Genomic DNA, 895 nt, shown 5'->3' on the forward strand with positions numbered 1-895 from the left:
GCTTCGGCTGGATCGCCCGCTGCCGCAGGTTGGCTCGCGACCACGAGGCTACCCCGTCCTCTGCGCTCGCCTTCTTCGTCCTCGCCGCAGCCATGATCCTCGTCAGACGGATCGCCCGAGCTTTATGAAACAGGGTCTTACAAGGCCACCACCGCCGATGCGGTCGAGCGCGCCGTCGATCCGGGTGAGTCGGAAGCGATGTATCGGCTGCGCGTAAAGGGGCGCCTCGCCGGTGCGACTGCGGAGGTCGTCCGATCCGCTGCTTGCGTCTACACCGTGACGCCCGACCGCGGCTTCATCATCGACCGCCACCCGGAGATGGACCGGGTGCTCGTGGTCTCCGCTTGCTCCGGCCACGGGTTCAAGCATTCGGCCGGCATCGGTGAGGCCGTGGCCGAGGAAATGACCGGCGGCGGTAGCCGGATTGATCTCGCGCCCTTCGCGCTCGCGCGATTCCAATGATAGGCCTGACGATGGCTCGTCGATTGCTTGACGCGAAACCACACCGCCTGACCAGGACCGATCCGATGCAACAGACGATCCGCGCCCTCATGACTGCCGGCGCGCTGGCCGCCACCTCGGTCTTCGTGTCCCTCGGCGGTGCCGCCGCCGCCGATGGGATCGAAGCGATCAAGCAGCGCGGGACGTGATCGGCCCCCGCGAGGTGGTCCAAGGGTGAAGTTAGTGCACGGTGGGCCGCTCCGCCACGAGTAGCTTGGCCGGCGGAGCTGGTCGGGCGAGCGCAGCCGGCCAAGCGGAGAAGGCTGGCACGAACACCTCCGGTGCCGGCGGCTGGTATTTCAGCGATGCATGCGGGCGCACGCCGTTGTAGTGACGGCGCCAGCTTTCGATCACGACCTGCGCTTCCCTGAGTGTGTAGAAGATCTCGCCGTTG

Annotated in this window: 2 protein-coding genes and 2 pseudogenes; 3 read left to right on the plus strand and 1 reads right to left on the minus strand. The window is 67.0% G+C overall.

Going from position 1 to position 895, the window contains the following annotated elements; all coding sequences use genetic code 11:
• From MKK60_RS18635 to MKK60_RS28500, 3 genes and pseudogenes are all read left to right on the plus strand, one after another.
• Window positions 1-128, plus strand: a pseudogene (locus MKK60_RS18635) (IS5/IS1182 family transposase); the annotation flags it as partial.
• 16 nt (window positions 129-144) lie between these two features.
• A pseudogene (locus tag MKK60_RS18640) lies at window positions 145-462 on the plus strand (FAD-dependent oxidoreductase); the annotation flags it as partial.
• Window positions 463-527: 65 nt separating this feature from the next.
• On the plus strand, window positions 528-650 hold the full coding sequence (locus MKK60_RS28500; RefSeq protein WP_279604154.1) for a hypothetical protein: 123 nt from the start codon (window positions 528-530) through the stop codon (window positions 648-650).
• 31 nt (window positions 651-681) lie between these two features.
• Here the strand turns inward: MKK60_RS28500 and MKK60_RS18645 are convergent.
• The coding region (locus tag MKK60_RS18645) for a transposase (protein WP_243988129.1) at window positions 682-895 on the minus strand (214 nt) is incomplete at its 5' end.

Origin of the sequence: Methylobacterium sp. J-092 (assembly GCF_022829325.1) — a bacterium.
Classification (GTDB): domain Bacteria; phylum Pseudomonadota; class Alphaproteobacteria; order Rhizobiales; family Beijerinckiaceae; genus Methylobacterium.